10 protein-coding genes and 2 tRNA genes are annotated in these 18,598 nt (G+C 72.3%); 7 read left to right on the forward strand and 5 right to left on the reverse strand.

The window, feature by feature from the left end; genetic code table 11:
* Nucleotides 1–49: 49 nt before the first annotated feature.
* The gene (locus ACIP4Z_RS03895) at nucleotides 50–1,870 is read left to right on the forward strand and encodes a putative bifunctional diguanylate cyclase/phosphodiesterase (protein WP_401304866.1); all 1,821 of its coding nucleotides are present in this window, start codon (nucleotides 50–52) and stop codon (nucleotides 1,868–1,870) included.
* Between the two features lie 148 nt (nucleotides 1,871–2,018).
* On the opposite strand, the gene ACIP4Z_RS03900 is transcribed toward ACIP4Z_RS03895, so the two are convergent.
* Nucleotides 2,019–3,767 carry a glycosyl hydrolase family 18 protein gene (locus tag ACIP4Z_RS03900; RefSeq protein ID WP_401305050.1) on the reverse strand — a complete coding sequence of 583 codons (1,749 nt, stop codon included), beginning with the start codon at nucleotides 3,765–3,767 and terminating at the stop codon, nucleotides 2,019–2,021.
* A gap of 270 nt (nucleotides 3,768–4,037) precedes the next feature.
* Nucleotides 4,038–5,321, reverse strand: a complete 1,284-nt coding sequence (locus ACIP4Z_RS03905) for an LLM class flavin-dependent oxidoreductase (RefSeq protein ID WP_355343215.1) — start codon at nucleotides 5,319–5,321, stop codon at nucleotides 4,038–4,040.
* A gap of 299 nt (nucleotides 5,322–5,620) precedes the next feature.
* Here ACIP4Z_RS03905 and ACIP4Z_RS03910 point away from each other — a divergent pair, with 299 nt between their 5' ends.
* Nucleotides 5,621–6,376, forward strand: coding sequence for an IclR family transcriptional regulator C-terminal domain-containing protein (locus ACIP4Z_RS03910; protein ID WP_355343212.1), 756 nt, complete (start codon nucleotides 5,621–5,623; stop codon nucleotides 6,374–6,376).
* 130 nt (nucleotides 6,377–6,506) lie between these two features.
* Here ACIP4Z_RS03910 and ACIP4Z_RS03915 read toward each other — a convergent pair.
* Nucleotides 6,507–6,580, reverse strand: a tRNA-Lys gene (locus ACIP4Z_RS03915).
* 127 nt (nucleotides 6,581–6,707) lie between these two features.
* Between ACIP4Z_RS03915 and ACIP4Z_RS03920 the strand changes: the two genes are divergently transcribed.
* From ACIP4Z_RS03920 to ACIP4Z_RS03940, 5 genes are all read left to right on the forward strand, one after another.
* The gene (locus ACIP4Z_RS03920; protein WP_401304868.1) at nucleotides 6,708–10,454 is read left to right on the forward strand and encodes a S8 family peptidase; all 3,747 of its coding nucleotides are present in this window, start codon (nucleotides 6,708–6,710) and stop codon (nucleotides 10,452–10,454) included.
* An 83-nt stretch (nucleotides 10,455–10,537) separates the two neighbouring features.
* A tRNA-Lys gene (locus ACIP4Z_RS03925) sits at nucleotides 10,538–10,611 on the forward strand.
* A 133-nt stretch (nucleotides 10,612–10,744) separates the two neighbouring features.
* Nucleotides 10,745–13,867: a Na+/H+ antiporter subunit A gene (locus tag ACIP4Z_RS03930; protein WP_401304870.1), complete on the forward strand. Its 3,123-nt coding sequence runs from the start codon at nucleotides 10,745–10,747 to the stop codon at nucleotides 13,865–13,867.
* Entirely contained in the window at nucleotides 13,864–14,349 is a 486-nt protein-coding gene (locus tag ACIP4Z_RS03935; protein ID WP_355343203.1) for a Na(+)/H(+) antiporter subunit C, read from the forward strand. The genes ACIP4Z_RS03930 and ACIP4Z_RS03935 overlap by 4 nt, the downstream gene beginning before the upstream one ends.
* The gene (locus ACIP4Z_RS03940) at nucleotides 14,346–16,025 is read left to right on the forward strand and encodes a Na+/H+ antiporter subunit D (RefSeq protein ID WP_391163933.1); all 1,680 of its coding nucleotides are present in this window, start codon (nucleotides 14,346–14,348) and stop codon (nucleotides 16,023–16,025) included. Before ACIP4Z_RS03935 ends, ACIP4Z_RS03940 begins: the two co-directional genes overlap by 4 nt.
* Before the next feature lie 129 nt (nucleotides 16,026–16,154).
* On the opposite strand, the gene ACIP4Z_RS03945 is transcribed toward ACIP4Z_RS03940, so the two are convergent.
* Together ACIP4Z_RS03945 and ACIP4Z_RS03950 are read right to left on the reverse strand one after the other, a co-directional pair.
* Nucleotides 16,155–16,970, reverse strand: coding sequence for a pentapeptide repeat-containing protein (locus ACIP4Z_RS03945; protein ID WP_401304873.1), 816 nt, complete (start codon nucleotides 16,968–16,970; stop codon nucleotides 16,155–16,157).
* A 14-nt stretch (nucleotides 16,971–16,984) separates the two neighbouring features.
* Nucleotides 16,985–18,394 (reverse strand): M1 family metallopeptidase, encoded by a 1,410-nt coding sequence (locus ACIP4Z_RS03950; protein WP_401304875.1) that lies wholly within the window; start codon nucleotides 18,392–18,394, stop codon nucleotides 16,985–16,987.
* Nucleotides 18,395–18,598: the final 204 nt, after the last annotated feature.

The following is an 18,598-nucleotide window of genomic DNA, read 5'->3' on the forward strand; positions in this document are numbered from 1 at the left end:
CCAGCCCATATGATCGCGATCGAGACGAGCGCGAAGCGGGGAGCGGGCCATGGGCGGACCCTCGGGCGGCCCAGGTGTCGAGCCCGAAAGCACAGCACAAGTCATCACGCACAGTCACACCTCTGCCCCACACTCCGGCGGCGCGGAACCGCAGCCGGCCGGACGGACGGCGGGGCAGGGAAGTACGGCCGCGCGGCCGGGCGACGCCGACCTGCGCGACTACCGGGCCGCCTTCGCCATCGCCCAGACCGCGATGGCGCTGCTCGCCCCCGACGGCACGGTCCTGGAGGCCAACGGCGCGCTCGGCGCGCTGCTGGGCGCCTCGCCCGAGCGGATGAGCGCCACGGGCGCCGCCGCGCTCCTCGGCCTGAGCGGCGACCGGCACGCCCGCGCCGCCTTCCACGACGTGCTCACCGGCCGCCGCGAACGGCTGCGCTGCACGCGCGGCATCACCCGGCCGGACGGCAGCACCGTGCACGCCGAGATCACGCTCTCGCGCACCGGCGCGCGCCCGCTGCTGCTGTCCGTCGAGGACGTCGGCGAGCGGGACACCCTGCGCGAGGAGCTGCGGCACCTGCGCATGCACGACCCGGTCAGCAGACTGCCCAACCGCGCGCTGTTCTTCGAGCGGCTGTCGGCCGCCGTCGGCGACCACGGCAGCCGTACCGGCCGGATCGGCCTGTGCTATCTGGACCTGGACGGCTTCAAGGCGGTCAACGACACGCTCGGCCACCGTGTCGGCGACGAACTGCTGGCCGCCGTGGGCCGCCGCCTGCTGGCCTGCGCCGAGCCCGGCGGGCACCTGGTGGCGCGGCTCGGCGGCGACGAATTCGCCCTGCTGGTACGGGACTCCACCGGTACGGGGCAGGCGACGGATCTGGCCGAGGCCGTACTGGCCGCGCTCCAGCCGCCGTTCGACGTGGGCGGCCACCGGCTCGCGGTCTCCGCCAGCATCGGCGTGGTCGAACGGGAGGCGGCGGGCACGTCGGCCACCGGTCTGATGCAGGCCGCCGACACCACGCTGTACTGGGCCAAGGCCGACGGCAAGGCGCGCTGGACGCTCTTCGACCCGGAGCGCAACGAGCACCGGATGACCCGTCAGGCCCTGTCCCGTACGCTGCGGCAGGCCGTCGAGCGCGGCGAATTCGTCCTGGACTACCAGCCGTTGGTCGCCCTCGACTCGGGCGAGCTGCGCGGTGTCGAGGCACTGGTGCGCTGGGAGCACCCGCACTTCGGGCGGCTGGCGCCCAACCGCTTCATCGGTCTCGCCGAGGAGGACGGCTCCATCGTCCAGCTCGGCCGCTGGGTGCTCGCCGAGTCCTGCCGCCAGGCCCGCGCCTGGCAACTGGCCCACCCCGAGGCGCCGTTGGTGGTCAGTGTCAACGTGGCCGTACGCCAGGTCTGGGACTCCGACCTGGTCGCCGACGTCGCCGCGATCCTCGCCGACACCGGTCTGCCGCCGCGGCTGCTCCAGTTGGAACTCACCGAGTCCGCCGTGATGGGCTCCGCCGGCCGTCCCCTCCAGGCGCTGCACGCCCTGGACGAGATGGGCGTACGGATCGCCATCGACGACTTCGGCACCGGTTACTCCAACCTCGCCTACATGAGCCGCCTCCCGGTCTCGGCCCTGAAGCTGGACGGCTCCTTCGTGCAGGGCTTCCGCTCCGCGGAACACCCCAACCCGGCCGACGAGACGATCGTCGAGGCGCTGGTCGAACTGGCCCACCGGCTCGGCCTGACGGTGACGGCGGAGTGCGTGGAGAACGCGGAGCAGGCGGAGCGCCTGCGGCGGATCGGCTGCGACACGGGCCAGGGCTGGCACTACTCGCGCCCCGTGGCGGCGGCGGCGATCTCCGCGCTGCTGGACTGAGGCGGCACGCGCCGCGGGACCGGGGCGGTACGCGCCGCGCGGACCGGGGCGGCACGCGCCGCGCGACGGCGGCACGCGGAAGGGGCCCGCGTCCTTGGGGGGAGAAAGGACGCGGGCCCCGGGTCATGCGGTCAGGAGGTGAGCCGCGTCAGCAGGCCCCGAGGTCCTGCCACACGCCCCATTCCCCGGTCGTACCGGGCTCCTCATTGGTGGTCCACCACTTGGCGTTCCACTTGTGGCCCTTCCAGGAGACCTGGTTGCCACCGACGTAGACCGCGGAGGCGGACCAGGACGGCAGGGTGCAGGTGCCGCCCGGCGGGGTGGTCGGAGGCGTGGTGGGCGGGGTCGTCGGCGGCGTCGTGGGGGGCGTCGTCGGCGGGGTGGTGGGAGGCGTGGTCGGCGGGGTGGTCGGCGGCGTGGTGGTCGTGCCGCAGCCGGACGCGGACCCGTTGGTCGCCGTCACGATCTTGTTGAAGAGGGTGGCGGCGGGATCGAGGTCGAGCAGCGAGTACATCATCGAGCCGGCCAGGTTGTGGCAGTGCGCGTAGTCCGCCTTGGCCTGGATCGCCTGGGCGCCGAGGCCGGTCCAGAACTCGGTCCCGTTGTAGAACCAGTTGGCCTGGGTGCTCGGGTCGTAGAACGTCGTGGAGGCGTTGTCCACGAGCCCGGTGAGCTCCTTGTAGTACGCGGTGCCCGCGACCTGGCTGATGCCGCGCGCCGGGGCGGGGCCCGAAGCGGACTGGTACAGGCCGTGGTTGCTGCCCGCGGGTACGCCGGTCCAGCCGCGGTAGTACAGCGGGTAGCCCATGGTGATCTTCGTGGACGGGAAGCCGCCCGCGATGCCGTAGGCCGAATTACCGTTGATCCACGCGTTGATGGCGTGATCGGTGCTGTACTTCTCGGTGCCCGGCGGGATCGCCGTGGACGGGTCGGTCGGCGACTGATACAGCGGGTCCTGGAGGTTGGTCGGACCGGTCGCGTCCCAGGCTCCGTGCATGTCGTACGTCATGATGTTCGCGTAGTCGAGGTACTGCCCGACCTTGTTGGTCTCGATCTGCGCGATCTTGTCCTGGCCGGCCGGGAGCGCGGCGGTCAGCAGCATCTTCTTGTTGCCGTTGGCCGTGCCGTACGCGTTCAGCTCGGTGCGGAACTCCGCGAGCAGCGCGGTGAAGTTGGCCTTGTCGTTGGGGCTGTAGTGGTTGCCCACGTGGCCGTTGGGCGAGCCGGGGTACTCCCAGTCGATGTCGAAGCCGTCGAAGATCCCGGCACCGCTGCCGGGGCCGCCGTAGCCGCCCTGCACGGGCAGATTGCCCTTGATGAACATGTCGATGCAGGAGCTGACGAACTTCTTCCGGCTGGCGTCCGTGGCCGCCACGTCGGAGAAGTACTTGGAGTAGGTCCAGCCGCCGATCGAGGCGACGATCTTCAGGTTGGGGTGCTTCGCCTTCAGCTTCTTGAGCTGGTTGAAGTTGCCGACGATCGGCTGGTTCCAGGTATCGGCGACACCGTCCACGCTGATGTCCGCGCCGAACGACTTCTGGTAGTCGGCGAAGGAGTCGCCCGCGCCGTCACCGGCGTTGGGGTTGGACTCGTTCGTGGAGTCCGACGCCTTGGTGGCCTCGAAACAGGTCAGGTTCGAGGGGTCGATGTTCTCGAACGAGTAGTTGAGGATGTCGAGTTTGCCCGCCACCCCCGACGTGTCGAGGTTCTTCGGGTAGTAGGCGTTGCCGTACACGCTCCACTGGTCGTAATAGGCGATCTTCACGCCGCCGCTGCTCGCGGCGGCGGCCGCGGGCTTGACGGCGGCGGTGGTGTCCGCCTGGGCTGTGCCCACTCCGGCGACGAGCGCGGTGAGCGCTCCGGCGGTGAGGGCGGCGGTCGTGACGGCTGCCACGATCGCTCTCTTCCTGGACTGCACGAGTACCTCCGGGGGGAGAGGGAGGAACAACAGGGGGCTGGTGAATGGATAACCCCTCGTCAAGTGCACGTCAATGGTCTGAACCAGACTTGGACTAGACCAATCCTGCGGAAGGCGACCGGCCGGTAGCGTTCCGCGACAACGGCAAAGCCGCTCGTCAACCGGGTGACAAGCGGCTTTAACGCTGACTTAAGGCTGGTCAGGGGCCGTCGCGCGACGTTGGACCACGCACCGGCCGGAAATGAGTCTTTAACCGGCGGCGACCTCGGAGGAGACACCCGACGGGGCCTCGGCGGAGGCCGTCGCGATGTCCTTCGGGAAGCCGTACGCGTCCGCGATGAGGTCGTAGGAACGCAGCCGGACCGACGGCGTGTGCGCGTTGGCGGTGATCACCAACTCGTCGGCGCCGGTGCGGTCCACGAGCTGGTCGAGTCCGGTACGCACCGTGTCCGGGTCGCCGTGGATGATGTTCACCAGCCACGAGTCCACGAAGTCCCGTTCCGCCGGGCTGAATTCGTATGCCTCGGCCTCCTGGGGCGTCGGCACCAGGCCGGGGCGTCCGGTACGCAGCCGCAGCATGCTCAGCGCGCCGGAGAGCACCTGGCGGCGCGCCTCGGCCGGGTCGTCGGCGGCCAGCGCGGCGACGCCGATCGAGGCGTAGGGGCGGTCCAGGATCTCCGAGGGCCGGAAGGACTCGCGGTAAAGGGCCAGCGCGGGAACGGTGTTGGCGGCCGAGAAGTGGTGCGCGAAGGAGAACGGCAGGCCGAGCGTGCCCGCCAGTCGCGCGCTGAAGCCGGAGGAGCCCAGCAGCCACACGCTCGGGCGGCCCGCCGACTGGACGCCGCCGGGCGCCGTGCCCTGCACCGGGCCGGGAATGGCGTGAATGCGCGCGTAGCGGTGCCCGTCGGGGAAGTCGTCGTCCAGGAACCGGGTCAACTCCGCGAGCTGCTGCGGGAATTCGTCCGCGCCCTCGTGCAGCCGGTCGGTGCGGCGCAGCGCGGCGGCCGTCGCGCCGTCGGTGCCGGGCGCGCGGCCGAGACCGAGGTCGATCCGGCCGGGGGCCAGCGCCTCCAGGGTGCCGAACTGCTCGGCGATCACCAGCGGCGCGTGGTTGGGCAGCATCACCCCGCCGGAGCCGAGCCGCAGCGTGCGGGTGTGGGCGGCGAGGTGGGCGAGGATCACCGCGGGCGAGGAGCTGGCGACGCCCGGCATCGAGTGGTGCTCGGCCACCCACATCCGGTGGTAGCCGCGGGTCTCCGCGGTCCTGGCGATCTCGACGCTGGTGCGCAGCGCGTCGGTGGCGGTGAAGCCGCTGCCGACGGTGGCCAGATCCAGTACGGACAGCGGTACGGGGGCGGTGCCGCGGACCGGGCCGCGGATGCCCCGGCCGCGGAGCGTACCGGTGTCGCCGTCCCGGCCGTCCGTACGGGACCGGCCGTCCGTAGCGGACCGCCCGTCCGTTCGTTCGCCCTGCTGTTCGCCCTGTCGTTCGTCACCCACGGCGGGCGCCTCCTCGATCGTCTCCGTGCCCATGTCTGCCCCACCCCTGCCCGACCGACAACCGGAGCCCGCGTCCGGTTATTCCCGGGCGCGGATTGTACGGTTCCCCCGCCGTTTCCTTTTCGGGTAATGACGTCGGCATATGCCAGGGTGGCCCCGTCCTGCATATACGCTTGAAGAGCCCCGGATAACCGGCCAACCGCCTCTACCTGAAACGGGATTGGGGCTATCGTGGAGACCGGCCCAGCCGCCGGGTCCGGTCGTCTCGGATACCCGTCCGTGACCGGCGGCGACAGCCAGGACGCAAACGGTCATACCTGCAGGGGGCTACCGTGGCGCTTGAACACCGACAGATCGAGCCGGTGTACGCGGTCCAGTACGCGCTGCGCGTGCTCGAATCCGTCGACACCCATCGGCACGGCGTCACCGCCGAACAGTTGGCCCGCGAAATCGGTGTGCCGCTGGACTATCTCTCCCATCTGCTGGCAATGCTGCGCCGCGAGCGTTATCTCGGATTTCTGCCCGGCGGCGGATATGTCATCGGCGAGTCCATGGTGCTCCTCGGCGCCGCCAACCGCGACCACGCCCTCGCGGAGAAGCTCCAGACGGTCCTGGCCGAACTGCGCGACGAAGTGGGCGCGGCCGTCTACTTCAGCCGGTACGACGACGGCGAGGTGCACGTCATCGACTTCGCCGACGGCCCCAACGCGCCGAAGGTCAACGAGTGGGTGGACTTCCGCTCCTCCGCCCACGCCAGCGCGGTCGGCAAGTGCCTGCTCTCGCAGCTCGACCACGACGGCCGGATGGAACACCTCTCGCGGCACCGCCCGGCCCGGCTGACCTCGCGCACCGTCGTGGACGACCGCGTCCTGCTGACCAAGCTCGAACGCCAGCCGACCTCGGTGCCCACGCTCGACCTCCAGGAATACGCGGTCGGCACCGTCTGCGCCGCGATCCCGGTCACCATCGGCAAGACGGTCGCCTGCCTCGCGCTGTCGATGCCGTACGCCCAGGCCCACCGCCTCAAGCCCGCCGTGGACACCCTCCACACCCGCGCGGCCCCGGTCCTGCTCTCCTTCAGCATCTGATCCGCCACGGCACAGGCTCGGCACGACGAAAGCCCGGCACGGCGAAGACCCGGCACGGCGAGCGTTCGGTACGACAAAGGTTCGGTACGACAAAGGCCCCCCGCGTGTACGGAGGGCCTTCGTGGGCATGTGCGCCGCCAGGGACTCGAACCCCGGACCCGCTGATTAAGAGTCAGCTGCTCTAACCAACTGAGCTAGCGGCGCCTGCTGACGTGGGAGATCGTACCCGATGGTCGGGGCCGGGCTCAAAGCGGCGGCGGATTGCCGCCAGGCGGAATCGCGCCACCGCCGATCCGTGCGGTGGCGGGCGTACGGCCGGTAGATCATGTGCATGACTTCGACTCGACGCCGGATCACCGTACCGGCGGGCACCACCGTGCTCGCCCTCGGTACCGCACTCCTGCTGCCCACGGGCCCCGCCGCCGCGGCGACCCCCGCGGCGGCCCCGCGGTCCGCGCCCTCGTCAGCCAACTCCACCCCCTCCGCCACCTCGACCACCGTCACCCTGCTCACCGGCGATGTCGTGCACATCGCCGACGGCCCCGGCAAGCAGGACACCGTCACCGTCGACCGCGCGCCCGGAGCGCGGGGGATCGTACGGATCCAGCAGTACGGCGGTGACACGTACGTCATTCCCGACGAGGCGGAGCCGCTGCTGGCCGCGGGGAAGCTGGACCGGCGGCTGTTCGACGTGTCCGCCCTGGCCGCGATGGGCTACGACGACGCGCACAGCGCCGGCCTGCCGCTGATCGCCACCTGGACCGACGCCGCCCGCACGGCACGGTCACAGCCCGCGGCTCCGGCCGGCGCGAGCACCGTACGGACGCTGCCGAGCATCGGCGGCGCGGCCCTGAAGGCCGACAAGAAGCGGTCCCGCGCCTTCTGGACCGGCCTGGCGGGCCCGGCGGGCAACGCCCGTTCGCTCAACGGCGCCACCGGCATCGACAAGCTGTGGCTCGACGGCCGGGTGACGGCCGACCTCAAGGACTCGGTGCCGCAGATCAACGCGCCGCAGGCGTGGGCCGAGGGCTACGACGGCGCGGGCGAGAAGGTCGCCGTCCTGGACACCGGCGTGGACGACACCCACCCCGACCTGAAGGACCGGATCGCCACCGAGCAGAGCTTCGTGCCCGGCCAGGCCGTCACCGACGGCAACGGCCACGGCACGCACGTCGCCTCCACCATCGCGGGCAGCGGCGCGGCCTCCGACGGCAGTTACAAGGGCGTCGCGCCGGGCGCGAAGCTGCTGGTCGGCAAGGTGCTCTCGAACGAGGGCGAGGGCCAGGACTCCTGGATCATCGCGGGCATGGAGTGGGCCAAGGCCCAGGGCGCCGACGTGGTGAGCATGAGCCTCGGCTCCCCGATACCCGACGACGGCACCGACCCGATGGCCCAGGCCGTCAACTCCCTGTCGGCGAACGGCGGTCCGCTGTACGTGATCGCCGCGGGCAACTCCTACGGCGCGGGCACCATCGGCGCCCCCGGCTCGGCGCGCGACGCGCTGACCGTGGCCGCCGTCGACAAGTCAGACCAGCGCGCCGACTTCTCCAGCATGGGCCCGCTGAGCGGCGGTTACGGACTCAAGCCGGACCTGTCGGCGCCCGGCGTCGACATCACCGCGGCGATGCCCGGCGGCGGCTACCAGACGATGTCCGGCACGTCGATGGCCACCCCGCACGTGGCGGGCGCCGCCGCGATCCTCAAGCAGCGGCACCCCGACTGGACCGCGGCGCGGCTCAAGGACGCGCTGATGAGCACGTCCAAGGTGCTCGCCGACTACACGCCGTTCGAGCAGGGCACCGGCCGGGTCGACGTACTGGCCGCGGTCGACTCACCGGTCCAGGCCACCGGTTCGGTCGACACGGCCGTTTACTCCTGGCCGCACGACGGCGCGGCCCCGGCCACCCGCGTGATCACGTACCGCAACAGCGGCAAGGCCCCGGTCACGCTGGATCTGGCGACGGACACCAAGGACCCGGCGTACACGCTGTCGGCGCCGTCCGTCACCGTCGCCGCGGGCGGCAGCGCGGACGTCACACTGACGCTCGACCCGGCCGGGGTGCCGTCGGCGACCACCTTCTCCGGCCAGGTACTGGCGACCGACGCGGCGACCGGACACATCGTCGCGCACACCGGCTTCGCGCTGGAGAAGGAACAGGAGCTGTACGACTACACAGTCAAGCTGCGCGGCCGGGACGGAAAGCCCGCCGCGGGCACCGTCGTGCTGGCGCAGGAGGGCAACCCCAACCCGTCGCCGGTCGCGGTCGACGGCGAGCGCACGCTGCGGCTGGCGCCCGGCACGTACATGGCGTACGCGGAGATCGACGTGGCAGGCGACGCCCCGGACTCGCTGGGCCTGGCCGTGCTGATCAACCCGGAGACGGTGCTCAGCAAGGACACCACCGTCACGCTCGACGCGAGCAAGGCGCGCAAGGTCAGCGCGGCCGTGCCGGGTCAGCGGACCCAGACGCGGCAGCTCCACGTGGACATCGCCCGCACCTTCGCCGACGGCGAGGTCGTCCGTGACGCGGCGGTCCTGCCGCTGACGTACGACACGCTGTACGCGTCGCCGACGGCCAAGGTCGGCAACGGCACCTTCGACTTCCTGACCCGCTGGCGGCTCGGCGAGCGGCAGGTCGCCGTCACCGGGCGCGGGCAGGACCTGGACACCACCCCGCAGCCCGGCGCCACCGTCACCGACGGCAAGGGCACGCTCCGCGCGGTCTACGCCGGGCAGGGCGGCGCGGCCGGCTACCGGGGTCTGGACGCCAGGGGCAAGGTCGTGGTGGTCGAGCGCTCCGACGCCGTCACGCCGGTCCAGCGGGCCGCGGCGGCGACCGCCGCGGGCGCGAAGCTGCTGATCGTCGTCAACGACGGCCGCGGCAGGCTGCTGGAGTCCTACGCCGACCCCGACAACGGCTACCAGGACACGCCGCTGACCGTGGTCTCCGTCCAGCAGGGCGCGGGCGCGAAGCTCGTCGCCGACGCCAAGGGCGGCAAGCTCTCGCTGAGCGTCGAACAGCGCGAGTACACCCGGGTCGTCTACGACCTGCTCGACCAGCACGACGGCACCATCCCTGACCGCTCCCTGGCCTACACCCCCGACCCCAGGCGCGACCTGGCCAAGGTCACCGCCACCTACAACGGCGACCGCGCCCGCGCGGGCGCCGGCTTCCGCTATGACATCCCCGCCTGGGGCTACGGCATCGGTTTCGCCGAGCAGGAGTCCTACCCGGGCACCCGTACCGAGTACGTCTCGCCCGAGCACGGCGCCGGATTCTGGTACGAGGACCACTCCGTCTACGACGCGGACTACAGCAACCAGCTCCTGGAGGAGCGCGGCGGCAACGACTCGTTCACACCGGGCCGTTCGTACGCGGTCTCCTGGTTCGGCGGGATCTTCCGGCCGCGCCTCGGCTCCGCCTTCTGGGGGCCGAACCGCTCGTCGTACAACGACATCCAGTTCAACATCACGCCGTGGACGGACGGCGGCGCGGGCCACTCGGGCGACATGCCCGCCGACGAGTACGACGGCCGCACCACCTACGCCGCCTACCAGGGCGACACCCTCGTCGCCCAGGGAGTCGGCCGGGCGGGCGGCATCTGGGACCAGCCCGCGAAGAAGCTGCCCTACCGGCTGGTGCTCGACTCGGCGCGGGACGCCAAGGAGTGGCGGACCTCGATCCGTACGCACACCGAGTGGAACTTCGTCTCGGGGCCGCTGCCCGAGGGCGTCGGCCAGGACGACGTCAAGCTGCTCCAGCTCGACTACGACGTGCCCACCGACACCGCGGGCGATGTGCCCGGCGGCCGGCTGATCCCGGTCGGTCTGGGGTCCACCACGCAGGAGTGGCTGGTCGGCGCGACGAAGGCGGCCTCGGCGAAGCTGTCGGTCTCCTACGACGACGGCAGGACCTGGCTGCCGACGCTGCTGATCAAGGACCGCAAGGGCCACTGGACGACGCTGATCCGGACTCCGCGCGACCCCGGCGGCTCCGTGTCGCTGAAGGCGAGCGCGTCCGACGGCGCGGGCGGCTCGGTGAGCCAGGAGATCATCAGGGCCTTCGGCCTGAGGTGACCGGCTGACCCACCGGGCGGAGGGGATGGTCGGAGGGGGTGGTCGAGACCACCCCCTCCGACCACGTATGATGGTCCCCGCAAGCGCCGCTAGCTCAGTTGGTTAGAGCAGCTGACTCTTAATCAGCGGGTCCGGGGTTCGAGTCCCTGGCGGCGCACTTGCCCAGAAGGCCCTCCGCGCGAGCGGGGGGCCTTCTCCGTGTGCCCGCCGGTGTGCTCCGCACGGGTGGTCCTGGGCGGCGGCGGGCGCGGCAGGCGTACGGGGCGGGGCGGGCGGAGGAAGGTCGGCCCGTGCTGGGGCTGATCGTGGGTCATTTCGTGCTGGCGGGTTTCGCGGGGGTGTTCACGCGGTGGTGGGGCCGCCGGGCCTTCCTCGTGCTCGCCGCCGCGCCCGCCGCGACCGCCGTCTGGGCGGCCCTCCAGTGGAACGCGGTCGCGGACGGCCGGGTCCGGGAACAGACCTGGCACTGGGCGCCCGCCCTCGACCTGGAGATCGCGCTGCGCCTCGACGCGCTGAGCCTGCTGCTCGCCGTCCTCGCGGGCGGCGTCGGCGCCCTCGTCCTGGTCTACTGCGCCGGGTACTTCCGCGACGACGAGCCGGGACTCGGCGGCTTCGCGGGCACCCTGACCGCCTTCGCGGGCGCCATGCTCGGCCTCGTCCTGGCCGACGACCTGATGCTCCTGTACGTCTTCTGGGAGCTGACCACCGTCCTGTCCTTCCTGCTGATCGGCCACAGCGCCGAGAAGAAGGCCAACCGGCGCTCCGCCCTCCAGGCCCTGGTGGTCACCACCGCGGGCGGCCTCGCCATGCTCGTCGGGCTGCTGATGCTCGGCCACCTCGCGGGCACCTACCGGCTGTCCGCGCTGATCGCCCACCCGCCCGCCACCGGTCCCGCCGTACGCGTCGCCCTCGTCCTGGTCCTCGCGGGCGCCCTGTCCAAGTCCGCCGTGTGGCCCTTCAGCCTGTGGCTGCCCGGCGCGATGGCCGCGCCCACCCCCGTCAGCGCCTACCTGCACGCGGCGGCCATGGTGAAGGCCGGTGTCTATCTCGTCGCCCGCCTCTCCCCCGCCTTCGCCCCCGTCGGCCCCTGGCGCGCCCTCACCGTCGGCCTCGGCCTGGCCACCATGCTCCTCGGCGGATGGCGCGCCCTGCGCGAATTCGACCTCAAACGGATCCTCGCCTACGGCACCGTCAGCCAACTCGGCTTCCTCACCGCCCTGGTCGGCACCGGCTCCCACACCGCCGCTCTCGCCGGAGTCACCCTCCTGTTCGCCCACGCCCTCTTCAAGGCCGCCCTCTTCCTCGTCGTCGGCGCCGTCGACCAGACCACCGGCACCCGCGACATCCGCCGCCTGTCGGGCCTGGCCCGCACCTCCCCCCTCCTGTGCGCCGCCGCCACCCTCGCCGCCGCCTCCATGACCGGCCTCCCCCCCTTCCTCGGCTTCCCCGCCAAAGAAGCCGCCTTCGACGCCCTGACCCCCCTCCCCCTCTCCCTGTCCGTCCTCGGCTCCGCCCTGACCGTCGCATACACCCTGCGCTTCCTGTGGGGCGCCTTCGGAGGAAGAGCCACGGCGAAGCCCCCTGCCGCCCCTCCCCCCGCGACCCCCGACGCACCGAAGCCCCCTGCCGCCCCTCCCCCCGCAGCCGCCGACGCACCGGAGGGGACGGGCCGGGGTGCCCCCGCAGATTTGCGTGCCGACAGGGCGGCGACGGATGCGCAGGAGCAGGCAGCACGCAGCTCGAGGAGGTACCCCGGCCCGGGACCGACCCGCGCACACACGGCAGGCGCACACACGGCCAGCCCACGCACGGCCAGCGCACACACAACCCGCGCACACACGGCAGGCGCACACCTGAAGGGCTGGGAAAAGGCGGTGCCCGTAGGAACGCTGGCACTCGCCGGGACGGTCCTCGGCCCCTACGTCACCCACCTCGAACCGCTGCTCGGGCAGTACGCCCACTCCGTACCGGAAGCGGACGGCGCCACGCCGTACCACCTGGCGCTGTGGCACGGCTGGGGCACCCCCCTGGCCCTGTCCCTGGTCGCCTGGGCCCTGGGCGCAGCCCTCTTCGCGGCGAACACCCCCCTGATCCGGCTCGCCCGGAAAACGGCCCTCCCCACCGCCGAAGCGGCCTTCGCCCGCATGATCCGCGGCACCGAATGGTTCGCCCTCCAGCTCACCGGCACGGTGCAACGCGGCTCCCTCGCGGTCTACTTGACCACCGCCCTCCTCGTGTTCACCGGCACCGAGTCGTACGCCCTGGTCCACGACGCCCCCTGGCACACCCCCGGCGGCGGCCCCCGCCTGGCGGACGACGCGGCGCAGGCCGCCGTGGCGGTCGCGGTGATGGCGGCGGCGGTGCTGTGCGTGACGGCCCGGCTGCGGATGAAGGCGGTGGTGCTGGCGGGCACCACGGGCTACGGCACGGCGGTGCTGTTCGTGCTCCAGGGCGCCCCCGACCTGGCCCTGACGCAGTTCACCGTGGAGACGGCCAGCATCGTGGTGTTCGTGCTGGTGCTGCGCCGCCTACCGGCGCGCTTCCCGCGCACCGCCCCGCGCCGCCGCGCGGCGAACTACGCGGTGGGCGCCGCCGCGGGCGCCCTCGTCGCGGGCCTGACGTATCTGACGGCGGCGGCCCGCCGGGCGAGCGACGCCCGCGCCGCGCTGATCGAGGCGACCGAGCACGACGGCGTGAAGAACGTGGTGGCGACGATCCTGGTGGATCTGCGCGCCTGGGACACGATGGGCGAGTCCGCGGTGCTGGCGGTCGCCGCGGTCGGCGTGACGAGTCTGCTGTTCCTGCGCCGCCGCGCGGGCTCGCTGCCACGGGCAGCGGACGGCGAGGAGCCGGGCACCGTATGGCGGGCGGGGCCGCGCGAGGCGCCGGGCCCGGCGTCACTGGCCCCCGAGCGGACCTGGCTGTCCGCGAGCGGCACCCTCGCGCAGGAGCGCCGCTCGGTGGTCTTCGAGGTGGTGGCCCGGCTGACCTTCCACCCGATCCTGGTGCTCTCCCTCTACCTGCTGTTCAGCGCGGAGAATCTGCCCGGCGGCGGCTTCACGGCCGGGCTCGTCGCGGGCCTGGCGCTGGTGGTGCGCTATCTGGCGGGCGGGCGGTACGAGTTGGCCGCCGCGGCCCCGGTGGATGCCGGTTTCCTGCTGGGCGCGGGCCTGGTCGTGTCGGTCGGTACGGGCCTGGGCGGGCTGGTGTTCGGGCGCGCGGTGCTCGACGCGGGCACGTACCACGCGCGGCTGCCGCTGTTCGGCTCGGTCCATCTGGCGAGCCCGGTGCTCTTCGACTTCGGGGTCTACCTGCTGGTGCTCGGCGTCGTCCTGGACGTGCTGCGCGGCCTGGGCGCCGAGATCGACCTCCAGATCGAACGGGACGGCCGCGGGGAGAGGGAGGTCACGTGAAGGCGACGATCGCGCTCATCGCGGTGGGCGGTGTGCTGTTCGGCTGCGGCACCGCGCTGCTGATGTCCAGACCGCTGACCCGGATCCTGCTGGGCGCGGTGCTGCTCGGCAACGGGGCGAATCTGCTGGTGCTCGCCACGTCGGGCAAGGCGGGGAAGCCGCCGCTGCTGTATCCGGGCACCGACCCGAAGGACGTCACCGACCCGCTGCCGCAGGCGATGGCGCTCACCGCGATCGTCATCACGCTGGCGCTGACGGCGTTCCTGCTGGCGATGGCGTACCGGAGCTGGCAGTTGTCGGGGAACGACGACGTGCAGGACGACGTCGAGGACATCCGGATCGCGCTGCGCGCCGAACACGAGGGCACGCGGGCGGAGTTGCGGGCCGTGCTGCGGGCGGACCGGGTGCGGCAGGCCCGCGCGGAGGAGACCGAGGACCTCGACGACGAGGTCTGGGACCACGTACTGGGGGCCGACCGGTGACCGCGTCCGACCTGCTGCCGCTGCCGGTGGCGCTGCCGCTGCTCGCGGCCGGGGTGAAGCTGGCGATCGGCCAACGGCTGCCGCGTACGCAGCGGTTCATCAGCGCGGGCGTGCTGTGCGCGGTGCTCGGCGCGTCGCTCGCCCTGCTGGTGGCCGCCGACCGGGACGGGCCGCAGGTCATGCACACCGGCACCTGGCCCGCGTCGGTCGGCATCACACTGGTCGCCGACCGGCTGTCCGGGCTGATGCTGGTGGTGTCGGCCGCGGTCACGCTGTGCGTGCTGATCTACTCGATCGGCCAGGGCATGGCCGACCAGGACGCGGCGACACCGCTGTCCGTCTTCCACCCGGCGTATCTGATCCTGGTCGCCGGGGTCTGCGACACCTTCCTCGCGGGCGACCTGTTCAACCTCTACGTCGGCTTCGAGATCATGCTGACCAGCAGCTATGTGCTGTTGACGCTCGGCGGTACGGCGGCCCGCATGCGGGCGGGCGCCACGTACGTGGTGGTGTCGCTGCTGTCGTCGGTGCTGTTCCTCGTCGCGATCGGGATGGTCTACGCGGCGGCCGGGACGGTGAATCTGGCGCTGCTCGCCGGGCGGCTGGCCGAACTGCCCTCCGGCGTACGGCTGCTGCTGCAACTGGCGCTGCTGACCGTCTTCGGCATCAAGGCCGCCGTCTTCCCGCTGGCGGCGTGGCTGCCGGACTCGTACCCGACCGCGCCCGCGCCGGTCACCGCCGTCTTCGCCGGTCTGCTCACCAAGGTCGGCGTCTACTCGATACTGCGGACCCAGACGCTGCTGTTCCCCGGCGGGCGGCTCGCCGACCCGCTGATGCTGGTCGCCCTGCTGTCGATGGTGATCGGCATCCTGGGCGCGGTCGCCCAGACCGACCTCAAGCGGCTGCTGTCCTTCACACTGGTCAGCCACATCGGGTACATGGTCTTCGGTATCGCGCTCGCCTCACGCGGCGGCATCGCGGGCTCCGTCTTCTACGTGGCCCACCACATCACCGTGCAGACCACGCTCTTCCTCGTCGCGGGGCTGATCGAACGGCGCGGCGGCACGACGGATCTGCTGCGGCTGGGCGGCCTGGCCCGGATCTCGCCGCTGCTCGCCGTCGTCTTCTTCGTCCCCGCCATGAACCTCGCCGGTATTCCGCCGCTGTCCGGTTTCCTCGGCAAACTCGGCCTGCTGCGCGCCGGCATCGCCAACGGGGGCGGCTGGGCGTACGTCCTGGTCGCGGGCGGCATCGTCACCAGCCTGCTGACGCTGTACGCGTTGGCCAAGGTCTGGAACCTGGCCTTTTGGCGTGCCGCCCCGCCCGATCTGTGCGAGGACGGCACCGTCCTGGAATCCGACGAGGACTCCGCCGACGCGGAGGAGGGCGGCTCGGGGCCGGCACCCGCGCCCCCGTCGCCCCCGTCGCCCGGGGAGGACTCCGGGGCGACCGCCGTGCCGCTGCCCGCCGGGGCCGCCCACGCCGCGTCCCTCAGCGGGCGGCCCATCACCACCACGGCGGCCCTCCCCGCGCCGATGCTTCTCGCCACCTGCGCCATGGTCGCGCTCGGTCTGTCGTTCACCGTCCTGGCCGGGCCCCTCACCGGCCTCGCCGATCGCTCCGCGAGCGAGCTCCTGTCCCGAACCCCGTACGTCTCGGCGGTCCTCCGCCACTGACGGTCCCCACCGGCCGGTGGTCCGGAGACAACCGGACTGCCCCGCCGGGGCGGGTGGTGACCTGCGGGCACGCGGTAGTTGAGCGCGCGGTTCCCCATGCCCCCGACGGGGCGCGTCCTGCCCCGGGCGTCAGGTCCAATGGGAGGGGCGGGGCGGGCCACCTGGCGAAAGGACGGTGGTGGAGTCGCCGCGGGCGGCGGTGAGTTGGGGCGGGGTGAGGAAGAGGGCCCCGCGCAGATCCGCCCCGCGCAGATCGGCGTCGCGGAGATCGGCACCGATGAGATCGGCGAGGCGCAGGTCGGCCCGCCGCAGGTCGGCGGCGATCAGATAGGCCCCGCGGAAGTCGGTGCCGCGCAGGTCCGCCCCGCGGAACCCGCGGCCGATGAGGTCGGCGCCGCGCCGGTCGCGGCCGGGGGTGCCGGCGCGGGCCAGGGCGCTGGCGCGGAGCAGGATCTCGTTGACGGGCGCGCGCTCGGCGGCGACGTCGAGGGCGAGCAGGGCCTCGGGGGTGCCGAGGGTGAGCCCGGAGATCCGGGCGACGGCCGCCTCGGCGGCGGCGTGCACGGGCCGGGCGGAAGGCAGCGCCAGTGTCTCGCCGAGGTAGCGGAGGAGTTCGTGGAGCTGCCGGACGACCGGCAGCAGCGCGAACATCGACCGCCCCCCGTCGGCGGCGTCGCGCCAGTCCTGCCCGCCGAAGGTGATCCGGGAGAGCTTCTGGCCCGCGCCGAAGCAGTCGTAGACGGTGCAGCCCCGGTAGCCGCGGCCCCGCAGTTCGCGGTGGATGCCGCAGCGGTGGTCGCCGCCGAGGTGCCCGCAGGGCTCCCCGGCGGCCTTGTCCGCGGCGAAGTCCGCGGAGCGGGTGAAGGCGAGGGCCACGCAGCACAGCCCGAAGCAGTCGCCGCAGTCGGCCCGCAGCTCACTCGTCTCACCCGTCGGCGTGTCCACCGGTCAATGGTGCCTCACGGCGCCGAGGGGAAGACCGCGGGCTTGGCGGCGGTGTAGAGCCAGGTCTGGAAGAAGGTGCCGAGGCGCTGCCCGGAGATCCGCTCCGCGAGCCGCTGGAAGTCGGCGATGGTGGCGTTGCCGTAGCGGTGCAGGGCGGGCCACGCCTTGAGCAGGGTACGGAAGTCGCGGTCGCCGATGGTGTCGCGGAGCGCCTGGATGGCGACGGCGCCGCGGTCGTAGACGGCGTCGTCGAACTGGTTGTCGGGGCCGGGGTCGCCCGGCTTGACCGTCCAGAACGGGTCGTCGGCGGGGTGCGCGTCGTAGATGTCCCGGGCGAGCTGCTGCGGGGTGCCGGTGCCCTCGTGCTCGGCCCACAGGAACTGGGCGTAGCTGGCGAAGCCCTCGTTGAGCCAGATGTCGGACCAGCGTTCCAGCGAGACGTCGTCGCCCCACCACTGGTGGGCCAGTTCGTGCGAGACGACGTTGGTGTTGGCCTTGGTGGCGAAGGAGCTGGGGCTGTAGAAGACGCGGGTCTGCGCTTCGAGCGCGAAGTGCGAGGTCACGTTGGGCACGTAGCCGCCGGCCGCGTCGAAGGGGTAGGGGCCGAACCAGCCGCTGAGGAAGTCGACGATCTCGGCGGTCCGCTCCACGCTGGCGCGGGCGTTGGCGGCGGTGGCCGCGGGGAGGTCGGCGCTGTACGCGTTGATGACCGGGACGCCGGTGCGGGTGCGGCTGTGCGTGATGTCGAAGTGGCCGACGGCCAACGTGGTGAGGTACGTGGCCTGCGGCTTGGTCTCGCGCCAGTGGTAGCTGGTCCGGCCGTCCTCGGACTTCCGCGAGACCAGCAGCCCGTTGCTGATCGCCTGGTCGCCGTCGGGGACCTTGACGCGCACGTCGTAGGTGGCCTTGTCGGCCGGGTGGTCGTTGCTGGGGAACCACCACCACGCGGATTCGGGTTCGTTGGCGGCGACTGCGCCGTCCGGGGTGCGCTGCCACGACGTGAAGCCGTAGCGCTTCACGGTGGAGGGGACGCCCGAGTACGTGACGGCGACGGTGATCCGGTGGCCCTTGGCGATCGGCCTGGCCGGGGTGATGACCAGTTCCTGCTCGCCGCTGGTGGCGAAGGCGGCGGGCTTCCCGTCGACGGTGACCCGGCTGACGGTCAGCGCGAAGTCCAGGTCGAAGCTGGTCAGTCCCTGGGTGGCGGTCGCCGTGATGACGGCGGTGCCCGACAGCAGGTCGGTGCTGGGCTGGTAGTCGAGGTTCAGGTCGTAGTGGGAGACGTCGTAGCCGCCGTTCCCGTAGGTCGGGTAGTACGGGTCGCCGATGCCGGGCGCGCCCGGCCCCGTGTCGGCAGCGGCCGCCGGGATCGCCAGCAGCAGGCCGAGGGCGGCGGCAGTGGACGCGATGACTCTCTTACGCACAGGGGTCCTCCAGCACGGTGAACGACAAGCGGCGGGTGCCAAGTGGCCGCCGCCGCGAGGCGGGTGGCGGCGGCCGAGTGGCAGGTACACGGCGACCCTAAGGAGCCCCAACCGTCCCAGCCACCCCTGTACTCACTGCTGTCGCAGAACGTTCACCCGGCGCAACACAACGGCCGGAACGTGACACCCGTGTCGTAGGCGCGT

It is taken from the genome of Streptomyces sp. NPDC088910 (assembly GCF_044749865.1).
Classification (GTDB): domain Bacteria; phylum Actinomycetota; class Actinomycetes; order Streptomycetales; family Streptomycetaceae; genus Actinacidiphila.

Excerpts from the sequence above, each read along its gene's own strand:
- ACIP4Z_RS03895 (WP_401304866.1), top strand. The coding sequence starts at position 50 with ATGGGCGGACCCTCGGGCGGCCCAGGTGTCGAGCCCGAAAGCACAGCA.
- ACIP4Z_RS03905 (WP_355343215.1), bottom strand. The coding sequence starts at position 5,321 with ATGGGCACGGAGACGATCGAGGAGGCGCCCGCCGTGGGTGACGAACGA.
- ACIP4Z_RS03920 (WP_401304868.1), top strand. The coding sequence starts at position 6,708 with ATGACTTCGACTCGACGCCGGATCACCGTACCGGCGGGCACCACCGTG.